24 protein-coding genes and 1 pseudogene are annotated in these 20,720 nt (G+C 56.9%); 15 read left to right on the forward strand and 10 right to left on the reverse strand.

Translation table 11 applies throughout. The features are described from left to right. Positions 1 to 56 precede the first annotated feature (56 nt). Genes HV355_RS07300 through HV355_RS07320 form a run of 5 tightly spaced genes read right to left on the reverse strand, consistent with a single transcriptional unit; the run spans position 57 to position 3,268 of the window. Complete coding sequence (locus tag HV355_RS07300; RefSeq protein WP_010435418.1) at positions 57 to 845, reverse strand: IclR family transcriptional regulator; 789 nt, start codon at positions 843 to 845, stop codon at positions 57 to 59. Between the two features lie 12 nt (positions 846 to 857). Beyond that, positions 858 to 1,607, reverse strand: coding sequence for an SDR family oxidoreductase (locus HV355_RS07305; protein ID WP_182401456.1), 750 nt, complete (start codon positions 1,605 to 1,607; stop codon positions 858 to 860). Continuing rightward, positions 1,607 to 2,629, reverse strand: a complete 1,023-nt coding sequence (locus tag HV355_RS07310) for an aromatic ring-hydroxylating dioxygenase subunit alpha (RefSeq protein ID WP_182401458.1) — start codon at positions 2,627 to 2,629, stop codon at positions 1,607 to 1,609. The genes HV355_RS07305 and HV355_RS07310 overlap by 1 nt, the downstream gene beginning before the upstream one ends. Positions 2,630 to 2,639: 10 nt before the next feature. After that, the gene (locus HV355_RS07315) at positions 2,640 to 2,948 is read right to left on the reverse strand and encodes a recombinase-like helix-turn-helix domain-containing protein (RefSeq protein WP_148400595.1); all 309 of its coding nucleotides are present in this window, start codon (positions 2,946 to 2,948) and stop codon (positions 2,640 to 2,642) included. Next, positions 2,945 to 3,268, reverse strand: a complete 324-nt coding sequence (locus HV355_RS07320) for a non-heme iron oxygenase ferredoxin subunit (protein WP_003860044.1) — start codon at positions 3,266 to 3,268, stop codon at positions 2,945 to 2,947. The genes HV355_RS07315 and HV355_RS07320 overlap by 4 nt, the downstream gene beginning before the upstream one ends. Before the next feature lie 414 nt (positions 3,269 to 3,682). Here HV355_RS07320 and HV355_RS07325 point away from each other — a divergent pair, with 414 nt between their 5' ends. Then, positions 3,683 to 4,894, forward strand: coding sequence for an MFS transporter (locus HV355_RS07325; protein ID WP_182401784.1), 1,212 nt, complete (start codon positions 3,683 to 3,685; stop codon positions 4,892 to 4,894). 3 nt (positions 4,895 to 4,897) lie between these two features. On the opposite strand, the gene speB is transcribed toward HV355_RS07325, so the two are convergent. The 4 genes and pseudogenes from speB to HV355_RS24375 all read right to left on the reverse strand — a co-directional run. After that, positions 4,898 to 5,818 carry an agmatinase gene (gene speB / locus HV355_RS07330; protein WP_008499737.1) on the reverse strand — a complete coding sequence of 307 codons (921 nt, stop codon included), beginning with the start codon at positions 5,816 to 5,818 and terminating at the stop codon, positions 4,898 to 4,900. Positions 5,819 to 6,104: 286 nt separating this feature from the next. Further along, positions 6,105 to 8,081 carry a biosynthetic arginine decarboxylase gene (speA, locus tag HV355_RS07335; RefSeq protein WP_120158664.1) on the reverse strand — a complete coding sequence of 659 codons (1,977 nt, stop codon included), beginning with the start codon at positions 8,079 to 8,081 and terminating at the stop codon, positions 6,105 to 6,107. Positions 8,082 to 8,089: 8 nt separating this feature from the next. Next, positions 8,090 to 8,221 carry an acid stress response protein YqgB gene (yqgB, locus tag HV355_RS07340; RefSeq protein WP_127312443.1) on the reverse strand — a complete coding sequence of 44 codons (132 nt, stop codon included), beginning with the start codon at positions 8,219 to 8,221 and terminating at the stop codon, positions 8,090 to 8,092. A 94-nt stretch (positions 8,222 to 8,315) separates the two neighbouring features. Continuing rightward, positions 8,316 to 8,405 (reverse strand): annotated as a pseudogene (locus HV355_RS24375) (hypothetical protein); the annotation flags it as partial. A gap of 478 nt (positions 8,406 to 8,883) precedes the next feature. Here HV355_RS24375 and metK point away from each other — a divergent pair. The 8 genes from metK (at position 8,884) to ruvX (ending at position 15,952) form a co-directional block, all read left to right on the forward strand. Then, positions 8,884 to 10,038: a methionine adenosyltransferase gene (gene metK / locus HV355_RS07355; protein ID WP_010435443.1), complete on the forward strand. Its 1,155-nt coding sequence runs from the start codon at positions 8,884 to 8,886 to the stop codon at positions 10,036 to 10,038. 357 nt (positions 10,039 to 10,395) lie between these two features. After that, entirely contained in the window at positions 10,396 to 11,793 is a 1,398-nt protein-coding gene (galP, locus tag HV355_RS07360) for a galactose/proton symporter (protein ID WP_182401460.1), read from the forward strand. 58 nt (positions 11,794 to 11,851) lie between these two features. Then, positions 11,852 to 12,349 carry a SprT family zinc-dependent metalloprotease gene (locus HV355_RS07365; RefSeq protein ID WP_010435446.1) on the forward strand — a complete coding sequence of 166 codons (498 nt, stop codon included), beginning with the start codon at positions 11,852 to 11,854 and terminating at the stop codon, positions 12,347 to 12,349. A gap of 94 nt (positions 12,350 to 12,443) precedes the next feature. After that, on the forward strand, positions 12,444 to 13,151 hold the full coding sequence (gene endA / locus HV355_RS07370; protein WP_182401462.1) for a deoxyribonuclease I: 708 nt from the start codon (positions 12,444 to 12,446) through the stop codon (positions 13,149 to 13,151). A 51-nt stretch (positions 13,152 to 13,202) separates the two neighbouring features. Next, complete coding sequence (gene rsmE, locus HV355_RS07375; RefSeq protein ID WP_010435451.1) at positions 13,203 to 13,934, forward strand: 16S rRNA (uracil(1498)-N(3))-methyltransferase; 732 nt, start codon at positions 13,203 to 13,205, stop codon at positions 13,932 to 13,934. Between the two features lie 19 nt (positions 13,935 to 13,953). Then, on the forward strand, positions 13,954 to 14,901 hold the full coding sequence (gene gshB / locus HV355_RS07380) for a glutathione synthase (RefSeq protein WP_182401464.1): 948 nt from the start codon (positions 13,954 to 13,956) through the stop codon (positions 14,899 to 14,901). 74 nt (positions 14,902 to 14,975) lie between these two features. Beyond that, positions 14,976 to 15,536 (forward strand): YqgE/AlgH family protein, encoded by a 561-nt coding sequence (locus tag HV355_RS07385; RefSeq protein WP_010435456.1) that lies wholly within the window; start codon positions 14,976 to 14,978, stop codon positions 15,534 to 15,536. Next, a complete protein-coding gene (ruvX, locus tag HV355_RS07390) occupies positions 15,536 to 15,952 on the forward strand; it encodes a Holliday junction resolvase RuvX (protein WP_006811925.1) in 417 nt (138 codons plus the stop codon). Before HV355_RS07385 ends, ruvX begins: the two co-directional genes overlap by 1 nt. A 10-nt stretch (positions 15,953 to 15,962) precedes the next feature. Here the strand turns inward: ruvX and HV355_RS07395 are convergent, their stop codons facing one another. Continuing rightward, on the reverse strand, positions 15,963 to 16,943 hold the full coding sequence (locus HV355_RS07395; protein ID WP_182401474.1) for a type IV pilus twitching motility protein PilT: 981 nt from the start codon (positions 16,941 to 16,943) through the stop codon (positions 15,963 to 15,965). A gap of 17 nt (positions 16,944 to 16,960) precedes the next feature. Between HV355_RS07395 and HV355_RS07400 the strand changes: the two genes are divergently transcribed. The 6 genes from HV355_RS07400 (at position 16,961) to HV355_RS07425 (ending at position 20,701) form a co-directional block, all read left to right on the forward strand. Then, positions 16,961 to 17,662 (forward strand): YggS family pyridoxal phosphate-dependent enzyme, encoded by a 702-nt coding sequence (locus HV355_RS07400; RefSeq protein WP_182401476.1) that lies wholly within the window; start codon positions 16,961 to 16,963, stop codon positions 17,660 to 17,662. 21 nt (positions 17,663 to 17,683) lie between these two features. After that, a complete protein-coding gene (locus HV355_RS07405; protein ID WP_010435467.1) occupies positions 17,684 to 18,250 on the forward strand; it encodes a YggT family protein in 567 nt (188 codons plus the stop codon). Next, a complete protein-coding gene (yggU, locus tag HV355_RS07410) occupies positions 18,247 to 18,543 on the forward strand; it encodes a DUF167 family protein YggU (RefSeq protein ID WP_010435470.1) in 297 nt (98 codons plus the stop codon). Before HV355_RS07405 ends, yggU begins: the two co-directional genes overlap by 4 nt. A 3-nt stretch (positions 18,544 to 18,546) precedes the next feature. After that, entirely contained in the window at positions 18,547 to 19,140 is a 594-nt protein-coding gene (locus HV355_RS07415; protein WP_182401478.1) for an XTP/dITP diphosphatase, read from the forward strand. Beyond that, complete coding sequence (hemW, locus tag HV355_RS07420; protein ID WP_182401480.1) at positions 19,133 to 20,275, forward strand: radical SAM family heme chaperone HemW; 1,143 nt, start codon at positions 19,133 to 19,135, stop codon at positions 20,273 to 20,275. Before HV355_RS07415 ends, hemW begins: the two co-directional genes overlap by 8 nt. Before the next feature lie 63 nt (positions 20,276 to 20,338). Continuing rightward, positions 20,339 to 20,701, forward strand: coding sequence for an endonuclease domain-containing protein (locus HV355_RS07425; RefSeq protein ID WP_182401482.1), 363 nt, complete (start codon positions 20,339 to 20,341; stop codon positions 20,699 to 20,701). Positions 20,702 to 20,720: the final 19 nt, after the last annotated feature.

Genomic DNA, 20,720 nt, shown 5'->3' on the forward strand with positions numbered 1-20,720 from the left:
AAATTGGGCGTAAAACATGCCCGACGCGGTCAAGCGCCTGACGTTAACTCAATGATTTAACTGGCCTGTGACAGATACCCTAAGAAGCCAGAAATTTTATCCGCCGCGAGGCGAACCTCGTTTTGCAGGCGCTCGCGGTCGGTCTGCGGGATCTCCTCCGACGGCACCAGAATGCTGACCACCGCCGCCACGCGGCCGCTTCGGTCATACACCGGGTAGACGATGGAGGAGATGCCGTGGCGGAAGAAGGATTCGCCGATCACGTATCCGCGGGCTTTGTCCTGCTGCACCATCTGCCACAGGGCTTCGCGGTCGTGAAGCTGCCCCGGCGTGTTGCCCGGCAGGCGCTCGTGCGGGAACAGTTGTTCAAACTCGGCGCGGGAAATATCGGTCAGCAGCATGCGGCCGAGCGAGGTGCAGTGCACCGGCAGGCGGGTGCCAATGCTGACCTGATTGATGCGCGACCCGGCGGCGCTGACGCGGGCGATATAGATAATGTCGCGCCCGTCGCGGATCGCCAGATGGCTGCTGCACTGGCTCACGTCGCGCAGCTGCTCGATGACCGGCTGGCCAACCTGGGCCACGTCCAGCGAGGCGATGTACTCAAAGCCGAGACGCAGCACGTTCATGCCCAGCGAGAAGGTATTGGTGCGCGCGTTGCGCTCCAGAAAGCCCATGAACTCCAGCGTCTGTACCACGCGGTAGGCGGTGGCCTTCGGCATATCCACCAGCCGGTGCAGCTCGGCAAAGGTCAGTTCGCGATGCTGCTCGCCAAAGGCCAACAGCAGCTGTAAACCGCGCTCCAGCCCCGGCACCAGATACTTCACTTCCCGATCGTTTGCCATCATCGCCCTACCTCAATTAAAGACAAAACCGCCGTTGACCGGGATCAGCTGTCCGGTGATGAACCGCGACAGATCGCTTAACAACCAGACCACGCTGCCGGTGACATCCTCCGGCTGCTGCGCCCCCGTTAATGCGCGACCGTTTTCGTAAAGCTGATGCCGCTCGGCCGGAACATATTCGGTTGCCTCGACGCGGGTTAATCCCGGGGCGATGGCGTTGATTCGAATGCGTTTTTCACCCAGCTCGCGCGCCATCGAGCGGGTCATGGCAATCACCGCGCCCTTGCTGGCGACGTAGGCCATCAGGCGCGGCGCGCCCCACAGCGCGGTGTCGGACGCTACGTTCACAATGCCCGCCCCTTCGCGAAGCAGCGGCACGGCGGCGCGCGTCACCAGCCAGGTGCCTTTGACGTTCACGCTCATCACGCGGTCCCACAGGTCAGGATCGTAATCGAGCATGTTTTTGCCGCCCACGCCGGTCGCCATCGCCGCGTTGTTCACCAGGCCGTCAATCTGCCCCTGCTCGCCAATGGCGCTAAACGCCTGCTCAATGGAATGCGGATCGGCCAGATCGATAGCGTGCGATTCGATCGCATAGCCTTGTTCGCTCAGCCCGTGCGCACGTTCAGCCAGCTCGCCCTTGAGGATGTCGCACATCACCACCGCCGCACCCTGCTCCGCGCAGGCTTTGGCAAAGTGATAGCCCAGCCCGCGCGCGGCGCCGGTCACCACGATGCGCTTGCCGCTCAGCAGCCCGTTCATCAGGCGGCTCCCTGCTGTTCTTCGCGCATCGCCAGCTGCTCTTTCGCGGCCTTTTGCATCATGCGGCGCAGGCGGGAGAGGCCGACGTCGTGCTGGTACAGGTATTCATGGTCGCGGGCGTTTGGGGCCAGGCTTTCCAGCACCACGCGGTCCTGCTCCAGTACTTCCCAGTGCAGTTTTTCCAGACGGTTGCGGTACATGAAGCGCCACATATCGCGCTGCCAGCCCTGCACGCGGCGGATGCGCCAGAAGAAGACGCGGCAGTTGTCGTTATCTTCCGGCACCACCATGCCGACGATAAAGAAGTGGCCGCCCGGTCCGAAGCGCTTCTTGTAAGGAATAGAGAGGCGCATCCAGCAGGTGCCGCTGTTGCCGAGCTCAACCCAGTCGAAGTTGACGCCGCTCTGCCCTTTTTTCTCGAAAATAAAGCCGATTTTGGTCGGCTGGAGCACCATGTCGGCCTTGCGATCCCCTTCCGCCATTGAGTGCGAGGACGAATGCAGATAGGTGCCGTGCATCGGGTCCATCACGTTTTCCAGCGCGTACTGGTAGTTGCACTTCCACGCGGCGGTGCAGAGGAAGTTGCTGAAGTTCTCCGTATCGGCAAGTTCATCCGGGAAGGTCAGCGCGTCCGGCTGCTGGTCAGCGGTGACGCCAAACCACAGGAAGATGGCGCCGTGCGCCTCCTGCACGTTATAGCTGCGCACGCACTGCTGGCCGACCAGCGGGCATTTGTCCACGGCGGGCACATCCTTCACTTCGCCGTTGCCCGCCACTTCCACGCCGTGATACCAGCAGGCAATGCGGTCGCCGAGGTTCCAGCCCATCGACAGGCGCGCGCCGCGGTGCGGGCAGCGGTCTTCCAGTGCCTGCACCTGGCCGTCTTTATTACGCCAGACCACAATCTGCTCGCCCAGGCGGGTGATGCCCACAGGAGCAGACTGCACTTCCCAGCTTGCCAGTACCGGATACCAGAGGCCGCGCAGGCCTTTATCGAGATAGTTTTGTACGGTCGTCGTCATCGCGTTGTCCTCAGTAGCCGTTAACCTGTAAGAATGCCTGGAAGCTTGCCTCGCGCCACGGCTCACCCTGCTGGTCGTGCATGCGCACCGCGTTCAGCCCGTTCACCAGTTCCGGTAGAGTTTCAACGCCCTGTTCGAAGAGATCTTCCAGCGTGGCAATCAGTTTCACCTCCCAGCTTTCCGGCTCGCGGCTGCGGGTTTGCCAGATCAGGTTGGTGTAATCACCCGGCTTATGAATGGCACCATTGCCGCCCTCTGCAGGCGGGGTAAACTGGCGGCTTTCCGGCAGCGCCGGGTTATAGTTCAGGGTGTCGCTCATGCCACGGTCTCCTCGACGAAGGTAATCTGGATTTGGTTTTCAAAGACCCGAACCGGGTAGCGGTTGAGGTTGCGACCTCCGGGTCCGTGCAGGCACTGGCCAGTTTTGACGTCAAACACCGCCTCATGCAGCGGGCATTCCACTTTGCCGTCCTCCACAAATCCCTGGCTCAGCAGGGCATAAGCGTGCGGGCATACGTCTTCCAGCGCGTAATATTCACCGTCAATCAAATAAACGCCGATCTCTTTACCGTCGACGTTGCCGCTAAATGGGAAATCTTCCTGTACTTGTTCTGCGTCACATACGCCTATCCAGCTCATCACGATCCTCCAGGCTTTTGTTTCATATATGAAACTCTGTTTCTTATTTAATACGGTCAATATAAAAGCGATGAATGTTTCGTCAAGCGGCAATGTGACGATTTTGTTAATCAAACAGGTATTAATTAACTAAGTGTGCAAAGGATCACGAAAAAATGCAGAGATATGAAATTTTCATTATTGCGGCGTGATAAATACAATTTATTAATGCCCTCGATATTTCAATAAAAGATATTGACTTCTTTTCTTTTTGTTCCTTAAAAATAAAGTGGCGTCACATCTTTGGCGTTTCACCTGTGAAACAAAAATTTTATTTACCCTTAATAAACAATGAGTTTCACCAGTGAACCATTTTAGATCCGTGACAATCACTTTGATAAAAATATAACTAGATGAAAACGTAAGGCGGGCATGATGACGGCAAGATGGCAAGGTACAATTGCACTGTTATTACTGATTATTATTTCCTACGTCGACCGGGTTAATATCTCAGTAATGATTTTAAACCCGGAATTTGCCGAACATTTTCAGCTAAATGAAAACAGAATGTTACAAGGCATGCTCATGACCTGCTTCCTGCTGGGTTATGGTTTTTCGGCTTTATTATTAACGCCGGTTATCGAAAGCAAACTCCATTACCGTCAGGGATTATTAAGCAGCATTGCGATTTGGGCCGCGGTCTGCGCAATTTCTCCGCTGCTGGGTTCGCTAATGGGCATGCTTATCGCCCGCGTGATTTTGGGTGTTGCCGAAGGGCCGCTCTTTTCGCTGAAGACGCGCTTTATCAGCGATAACTTTAGCGCGGAAGAGATCGGCAAACCCAACGCCGTCACCGCGCTGGGCGTCTCGCTCGGGCTGGCCGTGGGCTTTCCGCTGGTCACCTGGCTGATGGCGCATCTGGGATGGGCCGGGTCGTTTTACGCGCTGGCGGTGATGAATCTGGTGTTGGGCGGCGGGCTCATCTGGCGTTTTCTGCCCGCGCCACACAGCCCGGTGAAGATAAAAAAACCGGGGTTTGTTCACACCTTCACGCTGGCCTGGCAGACGCCGCTGCTGGGCTGGATCCTGCTGGTTGAAATCGCCACGCTGAGCTATCTGTGGGGCAGCAGCGCGTGGCTGCCCGCATGGCTGCGTGACGAGCACCACTTCTCTCTGCACGCGACGGGCATGCTTGCGGCGATCCCCTTCCTGCTGAGCCTGGGGTCAAAGTTTCTGGGCGGCGTGCTGCTCGACAAAATGCGGCCGGAACAGGCGCCAGTACTGTTTGTGGTGGGCGGTACGTTGACGGCACTCTCCGTGGTCGCACTGATGCTCAGCCATCAACCCGCATGGCTGGCGCTGTTTATGCTGTCTGCCAACGTGTTCTGGGGACTTCAGGGGGCCGCCATTCCTGCGGTGATCCAACATCACGCCGCGCGGGACGCCGTGGGCAGCGCGTACGGCATTATTAATGGGATAGGCAATATCTGCGCGGCGTTTATTCCGCTGCTGATGGGGATGGTGATGAAATCGGTGGGGTCGGTCAGCTCTGGTTTTTCGGTGCTGGTCGTCTCGCAGGTGATTACCCTGATCGCCGGAGGAATGCTGCTGCTGCGCATGCGTCGCGCAGCAGCAGTGAGCGCGTAAGGCTTATTCGCCTTTTTTCGCCGCCTGGATGTAGAGCATTTCCAGCGCCAGGGTCGCCGCGGCCAGCGCGGTGATCTCGGACTGGTCATAGGCAGGCGCCACTTCTACCACGTCCATCCCGACGATGTTCAGATCCTTCAGGCCGCGCACCAGCTTGATCGCGCGGTCAGAGGTCAGGCCGCCGATAACCGGCGTACCGGTGCCCGGCGCAAACGCCGGATCCAGACAGTCGATATCGAAAGTCAGGTACACAGGCATATCGCCGACGATCTGCTTAACCTGCGCCAGAATGTCGTCCACTCCGCGATCGTTAACCTGGCCCGCGTCCAGCACGGTGAAGCCGTTGTCTTTGTCGAACTCGGTGCGGATACCGATCTGCACGGAGTGGTTCGGGTCGATCAGGCCTTCGTTCGGCGCGGTGAAGAACATGGTGCCGTGGTCGAACTCGCAGCCGTTCGCGTAGGTGTCGGTATGCGCATCGAAGTGCACCAGCGCCATTTTACCGAAGTGCTTCGCGTGGGCGCGCAGCAGCGGCAGGGTCACAAAGTGGTCGCCGCCGAAGGAGAGCATGCGCTTACCGGCAGCCAGCAGCTTCTCGGCGTGGGCCTGCAGCTTTTCGCTCATCTCACGCGCGTCACCGAAGGCGTACACCAGGTCACCGCAGTCCACCACGTTCAGGCGCTCGCGCATATCGAAGTTCCACGGGAAGCGGTTGTGCTCCCAGGCCAGGTTGGTAGAAACCTGACGGATCGCTGCCGGGCCGTGACGACCGCCCGCGCGACCGGACGTTGCCATGTCGAACGGTACGCCGGTGATCACCCAGTCAGCGTCACTGTCGTACGGCTGGAAGTTCATTGGAAGGCGTAAAAAACCAAACGCGTTAGATACCAGAGAGTTATCGTACTGATGACCTAAAGTGCTCATGTCCTGACCTCTTTTAAAGTCGATACATTAAAAACAGATGAAAAAAAATCCCCTCCGCGTCGTTAAACCCGACGAGGAAGGGATTGATTCGTAAATCGCTAATTGGGGCGAATTATCGCCGGTAATGCAGACGGGTTCAAGTGAGTATAGCATTCTGCCGGATGACGGCTCCGCCTTATCCGGCCTACATTCGTAGGCCCGGTAAGCACAGCGCCACCGGGCATCAGCGGCACAGCAGCCTGTTACCCTCACCCCACCCCTCTCCCACAGGGAGAGGGAGGTTTTCCTACTCGTCTTCCAGGTAGGTGTACCCGTACAGACCCGCTTCAAACTCTTCCAGGAACTGCTGCTGTAACGCATCGTCCAGACCGGTGTTTTTCACCTGGTCGCGGAACTGGGTGAGCAGTTTTTTCGGATCCAGCTGAACGTATTCGAGCATGTCCGCTACGGTGTCCCCTTCGTCAGACAGCTCGACTTCCACGTTGCCGTCAGGGAAGACGAACACGTCAACCGCTTCGGTATCACCGAACAGGTTGTGCATGTTGCCGAGGATCTCCTGATACGCGCCGACCATAAAGAAGCCCAGCATCGGCGGGTTCTCCGGGTCGTATTCCGGCATTGGCATCGTCGTTGCGATACCGTCGCCGTCAACGTAATGGTCGATAGCGCCGTCGGAATCACAGGTGATGTCCAGCAGCACCGCACGACGTTCCGGGGCGTGGTTCAGCCCTTCCAGCGGCAGAACCGGGAACAGCTGGTCGATACCCCAGGCATCCGGCATCGACTGGAACAGCGAGAAGTTGACGTACATTTTGTCCGCCATACGTTCCTGCAGCTCGTCGATAATCGGACGGTGCGCGCGGTTGCTCGGGTCGAGTTGCTTCTGCACTTCATGGCACATGTTCAGATAGAGCTGCTCCGCCCACGCGCGCTCCTGCAGGCTAAAGGTGCCGGAGGAATAGCCCACGTGAATATCGTGCAGGTCCATCTGGCTGTCGTGCAGCCATTCGCGCAGGGAACGGCGCGTGCCCGGCTCGTGCATCTCCTGCCAGGTTTCCCACATGCTTTGCAGGGAACGCGGAGCATCGTCTGCCGGAGGCGTCGCTTCGGTGATTTCGCTACGCTCAACGCCGATGATGTTAGAGACCAGCACCGTATGGTGCGCGGTAACCGCGCGGCCAGATTCGGTGATCACCGTCGGGTGCGGCAGGCCATTCTCTTCACAGGCATCGCCAATCGCCCAGATAATATTGTTGGCATATTCGTTCAGGCCGTAGTTCACGGAGCAGTCAGACTGCGAGCGGGTACCTTCGTAATCCACGCCCAGGCCACCGCCCACGTCGAAGCACTGAATATTCACGCCGAGCTTGTGCAGCTCAACGTAGAAGCGCGCCGATTCACGCACGCCGGTGGCGATGTCGCGGATGTTGGCCATCTGCGAGCCGAGGTGGAAGTGCAGCAGCTGAATGCTGTCGAGACGACCGCGCTCGCGTAGAATTTCCACCAGCTGCAGCACCTGGTTCGCCGCGAGGCCAAACTTGGATTTTTCACCGCCGGAGGACTGCCATTTACCGGAACCCTGCGACGCCAGACGCGCACGCACGCCGAGGCGTGGGATGACGTTCAGACGCTCAGCCTCTTCCAGCACGATAGCGATTTCAGTCATCTTCTCGATAACCAGATAGACCTTGTGGCCCATCTTCTCGCCAATCAGCGCCAGACGAATGTATTCGCGGTCTTTATAGCCGTTACAGACGATCACCGAACGGGTCATGCCCGCGTGCGCCAGAACGGCCATCAGTTCCGCTTTGGAGCCTGCTTCCAGACCCAGCGGCTCGCCGGAGTGGATCAGGGATTCAATCACGCGGCGGTGCTGGTTTACCTTGATCGGGTAAACCAGGAAATAGTCGCCTTTATAGCCGTAGGATTCACGCGCGCGCTTGAAGGCGGCGTTAATAGAACGCAGGCGATGTTGCAGGATCTGCGGGAAGCAGAACAGTGCAGGCAAACGCTGGCCCTGAGCTTCACGGGCTTTTACCAGTTTAGCGAGATCCACGCGCGCTTCAGGGACGTCCGGATCCGGGCAGACGCTGATGTGGCCCAGTTCGTTAACGTCGTAGTAGTTATTGCCCCACCAGGCAATATTGTAAGTGCGCAGCATCTTGCTGGCTTCCTCGGAGCTCATCGCAACCTCCTGCATAGAACGTAGTACACCCTGTTCGCCCGCTGACGAAGGCGAAAAAGAAGACATGTCGTCAGACATAGCGAACCTCAACTCTTTGTATTAAGTGTAAAACAGTTGACTACTATCGCAGCGTTATACGGCGATAACAACCCATAAACGGCTCCGTTTCCCAGCAGAGTATGCTGAAATCCAGACCGTGCGACCGGTTTCTTATTCATATCATTGTAAAACACGTATCCGAACTCTGTATGACAAGGTTCGGCGAAACCACGAGAAAACTCTTGTATTAACAAGAGCGCCCTTGTTCAGTTGTCACAGAGCGTAACCGGCCCTGGGATCCTGAGAAGCGCCGAGATGGGTATAACATCGGCAGGTTTGCAGACTAGAAATGCGGGTTGCGGGAATCAACTGCGCGCCAGAACGGCTGCGCTGAATTAGCGGAAAACGATGGTTCATTATCTCGTATCACCTCCACGGCCGCCTCTGCTGAAACGGACCACAAGCCAAAGCTAAATGTTCACTGCTTAACCCGGCTGGAAGTGGCGACACGATGAGGTCATCGAGCGCTTTTTTGTATGAGCCGCGTGCCGCGTTTTATACCGAGAAGGTGGGGAAAATGCAAAACAAAAATGCGTGGGTTGCCAGTGCCGTCAGGAAATATTTCCAGCTTTGTTTTCAACACAGTGAGAGGTAAGTCAAAAAAAACTGGAAATCGGGTGAAGAAGTGACCTAAAATGGACGTCCAGATGTTAATCCATCTATACTGATTAACACTCAGACTGCCAGTGTCAAAAACCTGCAGGCCTTGGTAGAATACTCTCCTTTGGCTATTCCACACAGCAGTTCGAGCTAACCAAATTCCTCTTAGGTGAAATAAAACATGGCAAAACACCTGTTTACGTCCGAGTCCGTATCAGAAGGACATCCTGATAAAATTGCTGACCAAATCTCCGATGCGGTGCTGGATGCGATCCTTGCCCAGGATCCTAAAGCGCGCGTAGCGTGTGAAACCTATGTCAAAACCGGCATGGTTCTGGTCGGCGGTGAGATCACCACCAGCGCATGGGTTGATATCGAAGAGATCACCCGTAACACGGTGCGTGAGATCGGCTATGTACATTCTGATATGGGCTTTGATGCCAACTCTTGCGCGGTACTGAGCGCCATTGGCAAACAGTCCCCGGACATCAACCAGGGCGTTGACCGCGCCGATCCACTGGAGCAGGGCGCAGGCGACCAGGGCCTGATGTTCGGCTACGCAACTAACGAAACCGACGTGCTGATGCCAGCACCGGTTACCTACGCACACCGTCTGGTGCAGCGTCAGGCTGAAGTGCGTAAAAACGGCACCCTACCATGGCTGCGTCCGGATGCGAAAAGCCAGGTTACCTTCCAGTATGACGACGGTAAAATCGTTGGCATTGATGCGGTAGTTCTTTCCACTCAGCATTCTGAAGATATCGATCAGAAATCGCTGCAGGAAGCCGTGATGGAAGAAATCATCAAGCCAGTTCTGCCAACCGAATGGCTGAGCTCTGCAACCAAATTCTTCATCAACCCAACCGGACGCTTTGTTATCGGCGGCCCAATGGGCGACTGCGGCCTGACCGGCCGTAAAATCATCGTGGATACCTACGGCGGCATGGCGCGTCACGGCGGCGGTGCATTCTCCGGTAAAGACCCGTCTAAAGTTGACCGTTCTGCCGCGTACGCTGCACGTTATGTTGCGAAAAACATCGTTGCTGCTGGCCTGGCTGACCGCTGTGAGATTCAGGTTTCCTACGCAATCGGCGTGGCTGAACCGACCTCCATCATGGTGGAAACTTTCGGTACTGAGAAAGTGCCTTCAGAACAGCTGACCCTGCTGGTGCGCGAGTTCTTCGACCTGCGTCCATACGGCCTGATTCAGATGCTGGATCTGCTGCACCCAATCTACAAAGAAACCGCGGCATACGGTCACTTTGGTCGCGAACATTTCCCATGGGAAAAAACCGACAAAGCCGCCCTGCTGCGTGAAGCTGCCGGTCTGAAGTAATCGACTGACAGTGTTATACAGGCCAGCCTTTGTGCTGGCCTTTTTTATGTCGGTGGCGGCTCAAAGCCACACCCTTTGAAACCGCTTACACCCTGCCGAATATATCCCGCTTTCAGAATAATCTCTTTGCATGATCGCCTTTCTTCTGCTGTTACATTTCATTTCAGTTAAGTCTGAAATTCAAACAAACGCGATGCGCGTCACCTCATTTACCTCTATATTTTCAAAGCTTTAATTATTTTTACGGTTGCACGTTAGTGTAACCGATTACACCAATGTGATTTGTCTCACATATTTTTACGGGTCACTCACCTACCCTTAACATCGACAAAACTGATAAATCAAATGGAGGGCATAATGCCTGACAATAATAAACAAGGGCGTACGTCCAACAAGGCGATGACATTCTTCGTCTGCTTCCTCGCCGCCCTGGCAGGATTACTTTTTGGCCTGGATATCGGCGTGATTGCCGGCGCACTTCCCTTCATCGCAGACGAGTTCCAGATTACCGCGCATACCCAGGAATGGGTTGTCAGCTCCATGATGTTTGGTGCGGCAGTCGGCGCCGTTGGCAGCGGCTGGCTCTCCTTCAAGCTCGGGCGCAAAAAGAGCCTGATGATCGGCGCGATCCTGTTCGTTGCCGGTTCACTCTTCTCTGCTGCTGCCCCTAACGTTGAAGTGCTCATTCTTTCCCGCGTCTTGCTGGGCCTGGCTGTCGGCGTCGCTTCCTATACCGCACCGCTGTATCTTTCCGAAATCGCGCCGGAGAAAATCCGCGGCAGCATGATTTCCATGTACCAGCTGATGATCACCATCGGTATTCTGGGTGCTTACCTTTCGGATACCGCGTTTAGCTACAGCGGCGCATGGCGCTGGATGCTCGGCGTGATCATCATACCGGCCATTCTGCTGCTGATTGGCGTCTTCTTCCTGCCGGACAGCCCGCGCTGGTTTGCCGCAAAACGCCGCTTCGTTGATGCTGAACGCGTGCTGCTCCGCCTGCGCGATACCAGCGCTGAGGCGAAAAACGAGCTGGAAGAGATCCGCGAAAGCCTGAAGGTGAAACAGTCCGGCTGGGCGCTGTTTAAAGAGAACAGCAACTTCCGCCGCGCGGTGTTCCTCGGCGTGCTTCTGCAGGTGATGCAGCAGTTCACCGGGATGAACGTCATCATGTACTACGCGCCAAAAATCTTTGAGCTGGCGGGTTATACCAACACCACCGAGCAGATGTGGGGCACCGTTATTGTCGGCCTGACCAACGTGCTGGCGACCTTTATCGCCATCGGACTGGTGGACCGCTGGGGGCGTAAGCCTACCCTGACGCTGGGCTTCCTGGTGATGGCCGTCGGCATGGGCGTGCTGGGCACCATGATGCATGTGGGCATTCACTCTCCAATCGCCCAGTACTTCGCGGTGGCAATGCTGCTGATGTTTATCGTCGGGTTTGCAATGAGCGCCGGTCCGCTGATTTGGGTGCTGTGCTCTGAGATCCAGCCGCTGAAAGGGCGTGATTTTGGTATCACCTGCTCCACCGCGACAAACTGGATTGCCAACATGATCGTCGGCGCAACGTTCCTGACCATGCTCAATACCCTGGGCAATGCCAACACCTTCTGGGTCTACGCCGGTCTGAACCTGTTCTTTATTGTTCTGACTATCTGGCTGGTTCCAGAAACCAAACACGTTTCACTGGAACATATTGAACGTAACCTGATGAAAGGTCGTCCGCTGCGCGAAATCGGCGCACACGACTAATTCTCTGGCGGGAGGTGCCCCTTGCACCTCCCCGCTTCGCGCTTTATGCTCTGCCCCTATGAAAGCTCCCCGTCTCCCCATCGCCATTCAGCAAGCCGTTATGCGCAGCCTGCGGGAAAAACTCGCCCAGGCCAACCTGAAGCTCGGCCGCAACTATCCTGAACCGAAGCTGGTTTATCAGCAGCGTGGAACCGCAGCAGGCACCGCCTGGCTGGAATCGTATGAGATCCGCCTGAACCCGGTGCTGATGATGGAAAACCAGCAGGCGTTTATTGAGGAAGTGGTGCCGCACGAGCTGGCGCATCTTCTGGTGTGGAAGCACTTTGGCCGCGTCGCGCCGCACGGGAAAGAGTGGAAGTGGATGATGGAAGCCGTGCTCGGCGTTCCGGCTCGCCGCACGCATCAGTTCGAACTGGAATCCGTGCGTCGCAATACATTTTCCTACCGCTGCCGATGCCAGCAGCACCAGCTCACCGTCCGCCGTCATAACCGCGTGGTGCGCGGCGAGGCAACCTACCGCTGCGTAAAATGCGGCGAACCGCTGGTCGCCGAATAATTATCTGAACTTTCAGGAACTTTCCTGATCTGACTGATTGCATACGGGAACAACATTCGTTACGTTGCGGGCTCGTTTTGACACGGAGTGTAAGATGTCCCGTAATGTTTCTCTCGCGGTTGCCCTTCTGGCGACGGCGCTCTCCGGCCATGCTCTGGCCGACGGTATCAACAGTTTCTCTCAGGCCAAAGCCGCTGGCGTGAAGGTGAACGCTGATGTTCCGGGTGATTTCTACTGTGGCTGTAAAATTAACTGGCAGGGTAAAAAAGGCGTCGTTGACCTCGAATCCTGCGGCTATAAGGTGCGTAAAAATGAAAACCGCGCCAGCCGCATTGAATGGGAACATGTGGTTCCGGCGTGGCAGTTTGGCCACCAGCGCCAGTGCTGGCAGGATGGCGGGCGTAAAAACTGTTCCAAAGATCCGGTTTATCGCCAGATGGAAAGCGATATGCACAACCTGCAGCCTGCGGTTGGCGAAGTGAACGGTGACCGCGGCAACTTTATGTACAGCCAGTGGAACGGTGGCGAAGGCCAGTACGGTCAGTGCGGCATGAAGGTGGATTTCAAAGAGAAAGTCGCCGAGCCCCCTGCCCGCGCGCGCGGCAGTATCGCCCGCACCTACTTCTATATGCGTGACCGTTACGACCTCAACCTCTCCCGCCAGCAGACGCAGCTGTTCAATGCCTGGAACAAGCAGTACCCGGTAACCGAGTGGGAATGCCAGCGCGACGAGCGTATCGCCAGAATTCAGGGGAATCACAACCCTTACGTCCAGCGGGCTTGCCAGGCGCAAAAGAGCTAACCTACACTACGGCAATTCGCTTATATCGCATGACACATGGAATTTCTGACTATGCGCATTCCCCGCATTTACCATCCTGAACTGATTACCGCAGGCCGCGAAATCGCCCTGTCTGATGATGCCGCCAACCACGTTGGCCGCGTGCTGCGCATGGGCGCAGGTCAGGCAATACAGCTGTTCGACGGCTCGAACCAGGTTTTCGACGCGGAAATTACGCGGTCTGATAAAAAAAGCGTGCACGTTAACGTGCTGCGTGGCGAAGTGGATGATCGGGAATCACCGCTGCACATCCATCTGGGCCAGGTGATGTCGCGCGGTGAGAAAATGGAGTTCACCATTCAGAAATCCATTGAACTGGGTGTAAGCCTCATTACGCCACTTTTTTCTGAGCGCTGTGGCGTTAAACTGGATGCGGAACGTCTGAACAAAAAGATCCAGCAGTGGCAGAAAATTGCCATTGCGGCGTGTGAACAGAGTGGCCGCAACCGTATTCCGGAGATCCGCCCGGCGATGGACCTGGAAGACTGGTGTGCAGAAGAGGACAGCGGGCTGAAGCTCAATCTTCATCCGCGCGCCAGCGCCAGCATCAATACGCTGCCATTGCCCGTCGAGCGCGTACGCCTGCTGATTGGCCCCGAAGGCGGCCTGTCGGCGGACGAAATTGCGATGACGGCACGTTACCAGTTTACTGATATTCTGTTGGGACCTCGCGTTCTGCGCACTGAGACAACGGCACTCACGGCCATTACCGCGCTACAGGTACGGTTTGGCGATCTGGGTTGAAGCATTAACGGAGAAGAACATGATCAAGCTCGGCATCGTGATGGACCCCATCGCAAACATTAACATCAAGAAAGATTCCAGCTTCGCCATGCTGCTGGAAGCGCAGCGTCGCGGCTATGAACTCCACTATATGGAGATGAACGATCTTTACCTGATCAACGGTGAAGCGCGCGCACGTACCCGCATCGTTAACGTCGAGCAGAACTACGACAAATGGTATGAGTTCGGCACCGAGCAGGACATTGCCCTGGCCGACCTCAACGTGATCCTGATGCGTAAAGATCCGCCGTTCGACACCGAATACATCTACAGCACATATATCCTTGAGCGTGCTGAAGAGAAAGGCACGCTGATCGTCAACAAGCCGCAAAGCCTGCGCGACTGCAACGAGAAGCTCTACACCGCGTGGTTCTCTGACCTGACGCCGGAAACGCTGGTGACCCGCAGCAAGGCGCAGCTGAAAGCGTTCTGGCAGAAGCACGGCGATATCATCATGAAACCGCTGGACGGCATGGGCGGCGCGTCGATTTTCCGCGTGAAAGAGGGCGACCCAAACATCGGCGTGATTGCCGAAACCCTCACCGAGCTGGGCACGCGTTACTGCATGGCGCAGAACTACATTCCGGCGATCAAAGACGGCGATAAGCGCGTGCTGGTCGTGGATGGCGAACCGGTACCTTACTGCCTGGCGCGTATTCCTCAGGGTGGCGAAACCCGCGGTAATCTGGCCGCTGGTGGCCGGGGTGAACCCCGTCCGCTGACCGAAAGCGACTGGGAAATTGCCCGCCGCGTCGGCCCGACGCTGAAGGCCAAAGGCCTGATCTTCGTTGGGCTGGATATCATCGGCGATCGCCTGACCGAAGTGAACGTCACCAGCCCGACCTGCATCCGTGAAATCGAAGCGGAGTTCCCGATCTCGATCACCGGAATGCTGATGGACACTATCGAAAAACGTTTACAGAAATAATCTGTGACAGCGCCCAGGTTTATCCCCATACTGGGCGCTGTCGCTTTTTAAACCAGGAAACAGTACCTCTGACAATGAATTTACAGCATCACTTTCTTATTGCCATGCCTGCTCTCCAGGATCCGATTTTCCGCCGCGCCGTGGTTTATATTTGCGAATACAACGAAGACGGTGCGATGGGGATTATCATCAACAAGCCGCTGGAAAACCTGCAGGTTGAAGGAATTCTGGACAAGCTGAAAATCACCGCTGAAGCGCGTCTCCCGGAGATCCGTCTCGATAAACCGGTGATGCTGGGTGGCCCGCTCGCGGAAGATCGTGGTTTTATCCTGCATACGCCGCCGGTCTTCTCTTCCAGTATTCGTATCTCCGACAACACCGTTGTCACGACCTCTCGCGACGTGCTTGAAACGTTGGGCACTGCCGAGCAGCCTTCCGAAGTGCTTGTTGCGCTGGGCTACTCCTCGTGGGAGAAAGGCCAGCTTGAACAAGAGATACTGGATAACGCGTGGCTGACCGCACCTGCCGATATGAACATCCTGTTTAAAACGCCTATCGCCGATCGCTGGCGTGACGCGGCGAAACTGATTGGCATCGATATTCTGACCATGCCAGGCGTAGCGGGGCACGCGTAATGAGCGGAACGCTTCTGGCCTTCGATTTTGGTACCAAAAGCATCGGCGTCGCCGTGGGTCAGCGCATCACAGGCACGGCGCGCCCGTTGACGGCACTCAAGGCCAACGACGGCACGCCGGACTGGAACCTCATCGAGCGCCTGCTCAAAGAGTGGCAGCCGGACGACGTGATTGTGGGCTTGCCGCTGAACATGGACGGCACCGAACAGCCGCTCACCGCGCGCGCGCGAAAGTTCGCCAACAAAATTCATGGCCGCTTTGGCGTGTCGGTAAAGCTCCACGATGAACGTCTGAGTACCGTCGAAGCGCGCGCAGGCCTGTTTGAGCACGGTGGTTTCCGGGCGCTGAATAAAGGCAGCGTCGACTCCGCCTCAGCCGTCATCATTCTCGAAAGCTATTTCGAACAAGGTTACTGAGCGCCGGGGCCTACAGCCGCCCCTGCGCCCGCCTTTCCGCCAGACTCTGCTCAAAGTTCTGCATCCCCGCCTGCTGACCCGTTTGTATGATGCCGGGTAGTTGCCACGTTTTCCCTTCGCGGATGAGATTCGCCGCCGCCGAGGTGTTCACCAGCAGTTCATAAAGCGCCACGCGCCCGCCCTGCACGTCCTGGAGCAGTTTTTGCGCCAGTACAGCGCGCAGGCTGCCTGCCAGCTGATTACGCACCGGATCTTTCTCCTGCGCCGGGAAGGTATCCACCAGCCGTTCAATCGCCTGCGAAGCGCCGCGTGTATGCAGCGTCGCCAGCACCAGGTGCCCGGTTTCGGCCGCCGTCAACGCAAGGCGGATGGTTTCGCTGTCACGCAGCTCTCCCAACAGAATAATGTCCGGATCTTCGCGCAGCGCACTGCGCAGCGCCTCGGCAAAGGAGAGACTGTGCTGACCCATCTCCCGCTGCTGTATCAGGCAGCGTTCACTCTGGTACATAAACTCCACCGGATCTTCGAGCGTCAGAATATGGCCGTCGGTGTGATGGTTGAGAAAATCCACCATCGCCGCGAGCGTCGTGGATTTTCCGCTACCGGTCGCACCCGTCACCAGAATCAACCCGCTGTCACTGGAGAGCAGTTCCGGGATAGCCCTCGGCACACCCAGAGCAGAAAGCTGCGGACACGCGAGCGGTAACAGGCGCAAGGCGATCGACACTCCCTTCATATGCGTAAACGCACTGCCGCGAAGACGCTGATTGCCTGTGAGCGTGACGGCAAAGTCTACCTGTCCGTTTGCCCACCACGCGCCCTGCTGTTCATCGTTGAGCCAGGTTTTTAATAGCGCCTCAACGTCGGGGGCTGGAAACGGGGCCGGTTCAAGTCGGCCTAATCTGCGCCAGCGCGGCGGTGAATCACTGCACAGGTGTAGATCGGAGACGTTATGCTTTACACTAAGGGCCACAATTTCTTCCACATCCATAGACTACTCCTCGGAAAATGAACGACATTGCGCATAACCTGGCACAGGTCCGGGACAAAATCTCAGCCGCTGCAACGCGTTGCGGTCGTGCTTCAGAAGAAATTACCCTGCTTGCAGTCAGCAAAACTAAGCCTGCGAGCGCCATCGCAGAAGCGATAGCGGCAGGCCACCGGGCGTTTGGCGAAAACTACGTGCAGGAAGGCGTGGATAAAATTCGCTCCTTCCAGGAGCAGGGGAATTCGGATCTGCAGTGGCACTTTATCGGCCCGCTGCAGTCGAACAAAAGCCGTCTGGTGGCAGAGCATTTCGACTGGTGCCATACCGTTGACCGACTGCGCATTGCTACCCGTCTGAACGACCAGCGGCCCGCAGAGATGCCCGCGCTTAACGTGCTGATTCAAATCAACATCAGTGATGAAAACAGCAAGTCCGGCATTGCGCTGAGCGAACTGGATGCGCTGGCAGAAGAAGTCGCCGCCCTGCCGCGTTTAACCCTGCGCGGGCTGATGGCAATTCCGGCACCTGAGTCAAGTTATGAAAGGCAGTTTGCCGTGGCACAGCAAATGGCTGTAGCATTTGAGGCGCTTAAAGCGCGCTATGAAACGGTAGACACGCTTTCACTGGGCATGTCGGATGATATGGAAGCCGCCATCGCGGCAGGCAGCACTATGGTGCGCATCGGCACGGCAATTTTCGGTGCGCGCGACTACTCAAAATAATAAGGAAACCTGAGGAACGCCATGAAGACGTTGACTTTCCTGCTCTCAACGGTGCTTGAGCTGTATACGATGGCGCTTTTACTGCGCGTCTGGATGCAGTGGGCCCGCTGTGATTTTTACAATCCGTTTTCCCAGTTTGTTGTGAAAATCACGCAACCTGTTGTCGGGCCGCTGCGCCGTATTATTCCGGCGATGGGTCCCATCGACAGTTCGTCTCTGCTGGTGGCGTTTATTTTGAGCGTTATCAAAGCGATCGTGCTGTTTATGGTCATCACCTTCCAGCCGATTATCTGGATTGCTGCGGTCCTGATTCTGGTCAAAACCGTCGGGTTGCTGATCTTCTGGGTGCTGCTGGTGATGGCGATAATGAGCTGGGTAAGCCAGGGCCGTAGTCCGGTTGAATATGCGCTGATCCAACTGGCCGAACCGCTGCTGCGCCCTATTCGCAACCTGCTGCCTTCGATGGGCGGTATTGATTTCTCGCCGATGATCCTGGTACTGCTGCTGTATGTGGTCAACATGGGTATCGCTGAGCTGTTACAGTCCACGGGCAACATGCTGCTGCCGGGGCTGTGGATGGCGCTATGAGTGCCGTAAGCACCTGCGCTGACGGGCTGGTTTTGCGGTTGTATATTCAGCCGAAAGCCAGCCGTGACAGTATTGTTGGGCTGCATGGCGACGAGTTGAAAGTCGCCATCACCGCCCCGCCGGTTGACGGCCAGGCGAATGCGCATCTGACCAAATATCTGGCAAAACAGTTTCGCGTCGCCAAAAGCCAGGTCATCATTGAAAAAGGTGAACTTGGGCGGCATAAACAGGTAAAAATCCTCAATCCGCAAGTAATCCCGACGGAAGTCGCGGCTCTGACAGAACAGGACTAAACCATGCAGAAAGTTGTTCTCGCGACCGGTAACGCCGGTAAAGTGCGCGAGCTGGCCTCGCTATTAAATGATTTTGGGCTGGACGTGGTCGCCCAGACCGAGCTTGGCGTCGAGTCCGCCGAAGAGACGGGCCTGACGTTTATCGAAAACGCGATCCTGAAAGCGCGCCACGCCGCGCAGGTCACCGGACTGCCCGCCATTGCCGATGACTCCGGCCTGGCCGTGGACTTTCTCGGCGGTGCGCCGGGGATTTACTCCGCACGCTATTCCGGCGTGGACGCCACCGACCAGCAGAATCTCGAAAAACTGCTTGTCACCCTGAAAGACGTACCGGACGAGCAGCGCACCGCGCAGTTCCACTGCGTACTGGTTTATATGCGTCACGCGGAAGACCCTACGCCTGTCGTCTGCCACGGCAGCTGGCCGGGCGTGATTACCCGTGAAGCGGCTGGCAACGGCGGCTTTGGCTACGACCCGATTTTCTTTGTCCCGACCGAGGGCAAAACCGCTGCGGAACTGACCCGCGAAGAGAAAAGCGCGATTTCCCACCGCGGACGCGCGCTGAAACTGTTACTGGAAGCACTGCGTAATGGCTAATTTGCCACCTCTGAGTCTGTATATTCACATCCCGTGGTGCGTGCAGAAATGTCCGTACTGCGATTTCAACTCGCACGCGCTGAAGGGCGAAGTGCCGCACGATGACTATGTTGCGCATCTGCTGGCCGACCTGGACGCCGATGTCGCTTACGCACAGGGACGTGAAGTTAAGACCATTTTCATTGGTGGCGGTACGCCGAGCCTGCTTTCAGGCCCGGCGATGCAGACGCTGCTGGACGGCGTGCGTGCGCGCCTGAACCTGGCGGCGGATGCAGAAATTACGATGGAAGCCAACCCCGGCACCGTTGAAGCCGACCGTTTTGTCGACTATCAGCGCGCGGGCGTGAACCGCATCTCCATCGGCGTGCAGAGTTTTAGCGAGCCGAAATTGAAACGTCTCGGGCGCATTCACGGCCCGGAAGAGGCGAAGCGCGCGGCGAACCTGGCGACCGGGCTTAATCTTCGCAGCTTTAACCTGGATTTGATGCACGGCCTGCCGGATCAGTCGCTGGAAGAAGCGCTGGACGACCTGCGCCAGGCGATCGAACTGAACCCGCCGCACCTGTCGTGGTATCAGCTCACCATCGAGCCAAACACGCTGTTCGGTTCCCGCCCGCCGGTGCTGCCGGATGACGACGCGCTGTGGGATATCTTCGAGCAGGGTCACCAACTGTTAACCGCTGCGGGCTACCAGCAGTATGAAACGTCCGCGTACGCGAAGCCGGGCTACCAGTGTCAGCACAATCTCAACTACTGGCGCTTTGGCGACTATCTGGGGATTGGCTGCGGCGCACACGGCAAGGTGACCTTCCCGGACGGGCGCATACTGCGCACCGCTAAGACCCGTCACCCGCGTGGATATATGGAAGGCCGCTATCTGGAGCGTCAGCACGACGTCGAGGCGGCGGATAAGCCGTTTGAGTTCTTCATGAACCGCTTCCGTCTGCTGGAAGCCGCGCCGCGCGCGGAGTTTGCGCTGTACACCGGGCTGCCGGAATCGGTGATTCGCCCGCAGATCGACGAGGCGCTGGCGCAGGGGTATCTGACCGAGTGTGATGCGTTCTGGCAGATCACCGAGCACGGCAAATTGTTCTTAAACTCCCTTCTTGAGCTGTTCCTCACCGAAGATTCCTGAAGGCTGATTCAGGATTTTGCATCCCGTTCTGCCGGCTGAGGGAAAGGCTGGCAGAGTGTGGGGATGGAAATTATTCGTTCATACGCAAAGCAGCTCAGACGCGAGCTGACAAAAGAAGAAAGGCGGCTTTGGTATCTACTGCGCAGCCGCCGTTTCGAAAATTATAAATTTCGCCGGCAGCATCCGGTAGGAAACTACATTCTGGATTTCGCCTGCTGCGCGGCTCGTCTGGCTGTTGAGCTGGATGGCGGGCAACATGATGAAAAACAGAAATATGATCGTCAAAGAACGTGCTGGCTTAACGAGAAAGGTTGGTATGTCATTCGATTCTGGAATAACGAACTCTGGGATAACGAAGAGGCGGTGTTAGAAAAGATCCTTGAAACACTGCAAATGCTGCACCCCTCACCCCGGCCCTCTCCCTGAGGGAGAGGGAGCAAACCAT

It is taken from the genome of Enterobacter sp. RHBSTW-01064 (assembly GCF_014103035.1).
In the GTDB taxonomy this organism is placed as follows: domain Bacteria; phylum Pseudomonadota; class Gammaproteobacteria; order Enterobacterales; family Enterobacteriaceae; genus Enterobacter; species Enterobacter mori.

Excerpts from the sequence above, each read along its gene's own strand:
- speB (WP_008499737.1), bottom strand. The coding sequence starts at position 5,818 with ATGAGCACTTTAGGTCATCAGTACGATAACTCTCTGGTATCTAACGCG.
- HV355_RS07395 (WP_182401474.1), bottom strand. The coding sequence starts at position 16,943 with ATGGATGTGGAAGAAATTGTGGCCCTTAGTGTAAAGCATAACGTCTCC.
- gshB (WP_182401464.1), top strand. The coding sequence starts at position 13,954 with ATGATCAAGCTCGGCATCGTGATGGACCCCATCGCAAACATTAACATC.
- HV355_RS07415 (WP_182401478.1), top strand. The coding sequence starts at position 18,547 with ATGCAGAAAGTTGTTCTCGCGACCGGTAACGCCGGTAAAGTGCGCGAG.
- HV355_RS07305 (WP_182401456.1), bottom strand. The coding sequence starts at position 1,607 with ATGAACGGGCTGCTGAGCGGCAAGCGCATCGTGGTGACCGGCGCCGCG.
- rsmE (WP_010435451.1), top strand. The coding sequence starts at position 13,203 with ATGCGCATTCCCCGCATTTACCATCCTGAACTGATTACCGCAGGCCGC.
- metK (WP_010435443.1), top strand. The coding sequence starts at position 8,884 with ATGGCAAAACACCTGTTTACGTCCGAGTCCGTATCAGAAGGACATCCT.
- HV355_RS07315 (WP_148400595.1), bottom strand. The coding sequence starts at position 2,948 with ATGAGCGACACCCTGAACTATAACCCGGCGCTGCCGGAAAGCCGCCAG.
- HV355_RS07405 (WP_010435467.1), top strand. The coding sequence starts at position 17,684 with ATGAAGACGTTGACTTTCCTGCTCTCAACGGTGCTTGAGCTGTATACG.
- ruvX (WP_006811925.1), top strand. The coding sequence starts at position 15,536 with ATGAGCGGAACGCTTCTGGCCTTCGATTTTGGTACCAAAAGCATCGGC.
- HV355_RS07400 (WP_182401476.1), top strand. The coding sequence starts at position 16,961 with ATGAACGACATTGCGCATAACCTGGCACAGGTCCGGGACAAAATCTCA.
- HV355_RS07365 (WP_010435446.1), top strand. The coding sequence starts at position 11,852 with ATGAAAGCTCCCCGTCTCCCCATCGCCATTCAGCAAGCCGTTATGCGC.
- HV355_RS07320 (WP_003860044.1), bottom strand. The coding sequence starts at position 3,268 with ATGAGCTGGATAGGCGTATGTGACGCAGAACAAGTACAGGAAGATTTC.
- HV355_RS07300 (WP_010435418.1), bottom strand. The coding sequence starts at position 845 with ATGGCAAACGATCGGGAAGTGAAGTATCTGGTGCCGGGGCTGGAGCGC.
- yqgB (WP_127312443.1), bottom strand. The coding sequence starts at position 8,221 with ATGAATAAGAAACCGGTCGCACGGTCTGGATTTCAGCATACTCTGCTG.
- HV355_RS07310 (WP_182401458.1), bottom strand. The coding sequence starts at position 2,629 with ATGACGACGACCGTACAAAACTATCTCGATAAAGGCCTGCGCGGCCTC.
- HV355_RS07425 (WP_182401482.1), top strand. The coding sequence starts at position 20,339 with ATGGAAATTATTCGTTCATACGCAAAGCAGCTCAGACGCGAGCTGACA.
- speA (WP_120158664.1), bottom strand. The coding sequence starts at position 8,081 with ATGTCTGACGACATGTCTTCTTTTTCGCCTTCGTCAGCGGGCGAACAG.
- endA (WP_182401462.1), top strand. The coding sequence starts at position 12,444 with ATGTCCCGTAATGTTTCTCTCGCGGTTGCCCTTCTGGCGACGGCGCTC.
- HV355_RS07325 (WP_182401784.1), top strand. The coding sequence starts at position 3,683 with ATGACGGCAAGATGGCAAGGTACAATTGCACTGTTATTACTGATTATT.
- yggU (WP_010435470.1), top strand. The coding sequence starts at position 18,247 with ATGAGTGCCGTAAGCACCTGCGCTGACGGGCTGGTTTTGCGGTTGTAT.
- HV355_RS07385 (WP_010435456.1), top strand. The coding sequence starts at position 14,976 with ATGAATTTACAGCATCACTTTCTTATTGCCATGCCTGCTCTCCAGGAT.
- galP (WP_182401460.1), top strand. The coding sequence starts at position 10,396 with ATGCCTGACAATAATAAACAAGGGCGTACGTCCAACAAGGCGATGACA.
- hemW (WP_182401480.1), top strand. The coding sequence starts at position 19,133 with ATGGCTAATTTGCCACCTCTGAGTCTGTATATTCACATCCCGTGGTGC.